At 68.3% G+C, this 4,418-nt stretch carries 5 protein-coding genes; 3 read left to right on the top strand and 2 right to left on the bottom strand.

What is annotated here, in order from left to right:
• The first annotated feature begins 160 nt into the window (after positions 1-160).
• The 3 genes from AOK09_RS14375 to AOK09_RS14365 all read left to right on the top strand — a co-directional run bounded on the left by AOK09_RS14375 (position 161) and on the right by AOK09_RS14365 (position 3,460).
• Complete coding sequence (locus AOK09_RS14375; protein ID WP_055587578.1) at positions 161-1,138, top strand: ABC transporter permease; 978 nt, start codon at positions 161-163, stop codon at positions 1,136-1,138.
• Between the two features lie 81 nt (positions 1,139-1,219).
• Positions 1,220-2,287, top strand: a complete 1,068-nt coding sequence (locus AOK09_RS14370; RefSeq protein ID WP_055587577.1) for an ABC transporter ATP-binding protein — start codon at positions 1,220-1,222, stop codon at positions 2,285-2,287.
• Between the two features lie 33 nt (positions 2,288-2,320).
• Positions 2,321-3,460 (top strand): ABC transporter ATP-binding protein, encoded by a 1,140-nt coding sequence (locus AOK09_RS14365; RefSeq protein WP_055587576.1) that lies wholly within the window; start codon positions 2,321-2,323, stop codon positions 3,458-3,460.
• Positions 3,461-3,535: 75 nt separating this feature from the next.
• Here the strand turns inward: AOK09_RS14365 and AOK09_RS14360 are convergent, their stop codons facing one another.
• Together AOK09_RS14360 and AOK09_RS14355 are read right to left on the bottom strand one after the other, a co-directional pair.
• A complete protein-coding gene (locus AOK09_RS14360; RefSeq protein ID WP_245687287.1) occupies positions 3,536-4,009 on the bottom strand; it encodes a hypothetical protein in 474 nt (157 codons plus the stop codon).
• Positions 4,010-4,191: 182 nt separating this feature from the next.
• The coding region (locus tag AOK09_RS14355; protein ID WP_322973174.1) for an oligopeptide/dipeptide ABC transporter ATP-binding protein at positions 4,192-4,418 on the bottom strand (227 nt) is incomplete at its 5' end.

Here is a 4,418-nt window from a genome sequence, read left to right as displayed (position 1 = left end):
TGAGCTGTCCCCGCTGGACGTCTTCATCAAGTAAGTCCGCACGGACTGCGGTGGGGTGCCTGCCACGCACCCCACCGCGGTCCCTGTGACGGCCCATCGGGCCGCCCCCCTCCCCCGCCCGGCAACCGCAGACGGCGCCCCGACCAGGAGAGCCCGACCCATGCTCCGTTTCCTCGTTCGCCGAACACTCGGCGCGATCGTGATTCTGCTGATCATCAGCATCATCACCTACCTCCTGTTCTTCGCCATCCCCGCGGACCCCGCGCGGCTCTCCTGCGGCAAGGTGTGCACCCCCCAGAACCTGGCGCTGATCAGGCACAACATGGGCCTCGACAAGTCCGTGCCGGAGCAGTACTGGAACTGGCTCTCCTCGATCTTCGTCGGCCGTGACTTCCCCACCGGCCACTGCAGCGCTCCCTGCCTGGGCTACTCCTACGTCAAGCAGGAGATGATCACCCAGACGATCATGGACCGCTTCCCCACCACGCTCTCGCTGACCATCGGTTCCTCCGTGGTCTTCCTGATCTTCGGCGTCGGTATGGGCATGCTGGCCGCCTGGAAGCAGGGCAAGGCCCTCGACAAGATCGCCAGCTCCTCCTCGCTGGTCGCCTCCGCGATGCAGATCTACTTCGTCGGCCCGGTCGCGCTGTACTTCCTCGTCTACCAGACCCACTGGCTGCAGCAGCCCACCTATGTGCCGTTCACCCAGGACCCGATCGGCTGGTTCACCGGACTGCTGGTCCCCTGGCTGGTGCTCTCCCTGATCTGGACCGCCAACTACACCCGGATGACGCGCTCCTCGATGGTCGAGCAGCTCTCCGAGGACTATGTGCGGACCGCACGGGCCAAGGGCATGTCGGGCCTGACCGTCTTCCTGCGCTTCGCCTGGCGCGGCACCATCGGCACCATCATCACCATCTTCGGTGTGGACCTCGCCACCCTCCTCGGCGGCGCCATCATCACCGAGTCGACCTTCGACCTGCACGGCCTGGGCCAGCTGGCCATCGGCTCGGTCGTCGACTCCGACCTCTCCATGCTGGTCGGTGTCACCCTGGTGGCCGCCGCACTGATCGTCGTCTTCAACATCATCGTCGACGCGGCCTACGCCTTCATCGACCCGCGGATCCGGCTGGGCTGACCCGCCCCGCCGCCGAACACCCGCCGCCGAACACCCGCCGCCGAACCCAGACCTTCAGCACCGCACCGAGGAGCCCTGTCCATGACCACCCTGGCCAAGCCCGAGGAGGCCCCCGCGCCGTCCGGGGGTGCGTCCTTCCTCTCCGTCCGCGACCTGCAGGTGCGCTTCAGCACCGAGGACGGCGTGGTACGGGCCGTGGACGGCCTCTCCTTCGATGTGGAGCGGGGCACCACCCTCGGCATCGTCGGCGAGTCCGGCTCCGGCAAGTCGGTCACCAACCTGGCGATCCTCGGTCTGCACAACCCGGAGTCCACGGAGATCACAGGGTCGATCAACCTTGCCGGTCAGGAGCTGGTGGGAGCGCCCCGGCGCACCCTGGAGAAGCTCCGCGGCAACACCATGTCGATGATCTTCCAGGACCCGCTGACCGCGCTCTCGCCGTACCACACCATCGGCCGGCAGATCGGCGAGACCTTCCGCAAGCACACCGGTGCCAGCAAGAAGGAAGCCCGCGACCGCTCCATCGAGATGCTCACCAAGGTGGGCATCCCGCAGCCGCAGACCCGGGTGGACGACTACCCGCACCAGTTCTCCGGCGGTATGCGCCAGCGCGCCATGATCGCCATGTCCCTGGTGTGCGACCCCGACCTGCTGATCGCCGACGAGCCCACGACCGCCCTGGACGTCACCGTCCAGGCGCAGATCCTCGACCTGCTCAAGGACCTCCAGCAGGAGCTGGGCACCGCGATCATCCTGATCACCCACGACCTGGGCGTGGTCGCCAAGACCGCCCACAACGTGATGGTGATGTACGCGGGCCGGGCGGTGGAGCGCGGCACCGTCCGCGAGGTGCTCAAGGCCCCCCAGCACCCCTACGCCTGGGGCCTGCTGTCGTCGATGCCCAGCCTCGCCGGATCGGTGGACGTCCCGCTGCGTCCGGTCCGGGGCACTCCGCCGAGCCTGATCAATGTGCCGGCGGGCTGCCCGTTCAACCCCCGCTGCGACTTCAAGGAGGGTGTGCTCGGCGACCGCTGCACCACCGAGCGGCCCGAGATCTCCCCCGCGACCGGCCACGGCTCCGCCTGCCACCTGTCCGTGGGGCAGAAGCAGGACATCTTCATCGACCAGATCCAGCCGCGGCTCGGCTGAGGACCCTTCAACCGTCACCTTGGGGCGAACAAAGTGAACGATCAGCTGACCCTCAGCAAGGCCGACGGCCCGTCCCCGGCCACCCCCTCGGGGGAGCCGCTGCTCCAGCTCACCGGTGTGCAGAAGCACTTCCCGGTGATGGACGGCTTCCTCTTCAAGCGCCAGGTCGGCGCCGTGCACGCGGTGGACGGCATCGACCTCACCGTGGGCACCGGTGAGGCCGTGGGCCTGGTGGGCGAGTCCGGCTGCGGCAAGTCCACCACCGGCCGCCTGGTCACCCGGCTGCTGGAGCCCACCGGCGGACAGATCTCCTACCAGGGCAGGGACATCGCGCACGCCTCCCGCAAGGAGCTGATGCCGATCCGGTCCGAGATCCAGATGATCTTCCAGGACCCGTACTCCTCGCTCAACCCCCGGCAGACCGTGGGTGCCATCATCGGCGCCCCCATGGAGATCAACGGCATCAAGCCGGCCGGCGGGATCCAGAAGCGGGTGCAGGAGCTGCTGGAGACCGTGGGTCTCAACCCGGAGCACTACAACCGCTTCCCGCACGAGTTCTCCGGTGGTCAGCGGCAGCGCATCGGCGTCGCCCGCGCACTCTCCCTGGAGCCCAAGCTCATCGTCGCCGACGAGCCGGTCTCCGCGCTGGACGTCTCCATCCAGGCCCAGGTGGTCAATCTGCTGCAGCAGCTGCAGAAGGACCTCGGCATCGCCTTCCTGTTCATCGCCCACGACCTGGCCATCGTGCGCCACTTCTCGCAGCGCGTCGCGGTGATGTACCTGGGCAAGATCGTGGAGATCGCGGACCGCGCCTCGCTGTACGAGCGCCCGCGGCACCCGTACACCCATGCGCTGCTCTCCGCGGTGCCCGAGGCCGACCCGGACGACAACCGCGAGCGCATCCGGCTGGCCGGCGACGTCCCCTCGCCGATCAACCCGCCGTCGGGCTGCCGCTTCCGCACCCGCTGCTGGAAGGCGCAGGAGAAGTGCGCCACCGAGGAGCCGCCGCTGGTGCAGCTCTCCGGCAACGTCGCCGGGCACCTGACGGCCTGCCACTTCCCCGAGGAGCCCGGCGTCGCCGGCGGCAGGGACGTCGTCCTCGACCCGGCCCTCGCCGCCATGGAGGACGAGGCCGGCGCCGTCATCCCGGAGCCCCGCGACCAGCAGGACTGACCACCACGAGGTGAACGCTGCGGCGGGGGCCCGGACATCGTCCGGGCCCCCGCCGTTTCGCTGTTCAGGACCGGGTCACTTGTACTCGATCTTCCAGAGGTTGCTGTTGGCCTTGATCGGAGCCACGATGTTCACGGTGTAGTACACCTTGGTGGTCCTGCAGAGCCGGTCCCGCTGGACCTTCTTCACCGTGAAGCCCCTGGCCTCGTGGTACATCCTCAGCCGGCCGCGGGTCTTGCCCGCGACCTTCTTCACCGTGGCGGAGTAGGTCCATGAGCTGGACCTGGTCCACTGCTTGCCGATCGCCACGCTGAAGGAGGTGCTGGCCTTGGCGAAGATCACACCGGCATCGGCACCCACCGTGGCGGTGCCGGTGGCGCTCCAGGTGCCGGAGGCCGTCTTGTTGTACGTCAGGGTCACCCCCGGGGCGCCCCAGTCGCTGTACAGGTTGGTCGGCTCCCAGACGGTGTGCTTGTTGCTGATGCTGTAGTACGTGCCCGGGTCGCAGGCGACCGGGGTGGCCGCGGACGCGGCCTGGGCGAACACCACGGGTGTTCCCGAGACGAGTGCGGCCAGTGTGACGCCGACGATGGTCCTGCGCCCCGTGAAATGCCCGGCAATGCCTTGGCTGCCGGGCCGTCGTCAGGAACCTAGTCGTGAGGCGAAGGCGAAAGTAATCCATTTGAGTGAAACTTGAGCACAAAAGTTTCACGAAAACGGAATCCCCGGACTCACGTCGCGATGATGTCCTTCTCCTCGGCGAAGTGGCAGGCGGAGTCATGGGCGGCCTCGCCGTCGAGCCAGGAGGGGGGCGCCAGCGGGGGTTCCACCAGGGCGCACTTCTCCTGGGCCTTCCAGCAGCGGGTGCGGAAGCGGCAGCCGGACGGCGGGTTGGCCGGTGAGGGCACATCGCCCTCGAGCAGGATCCGTTCGCGATCCTCGCGGGCTTCGGGGTCGG

Origin of the sequence: Peterkaempfera griseoplana (genome assembly GCF_001418575.1) — a bacterium.
In the GTDB taxonomy this organism is placed as follows: Bacteria; Actinomycetota; Actinomycetes; order Streptomycetales; family Streptomycetaceae; genus Peterkaempfera; species Peterkaempfera griseoplana.
This window is presented reverse-complemented; position numbering and strand designations above follow the sequence as displayed.

Bases quoted from the DNA above. Each gene is read 5' to 3' on its own strand.
- AOK09_RS14375 (WP_055587578.1), top strand. From the start codon at position 161: ATGCTCCGTTTCCTCGTTCGCCGAACACTCGGCGCGATCGTGATTCTG.
- AOK09_RS14370 (WP_055587577.1), top strand. From the start codon at position 1,220: ATGACCACCCTGGCCAAGCCCGAGGAGGCCCCCGCGCCGTCCGGGGGT.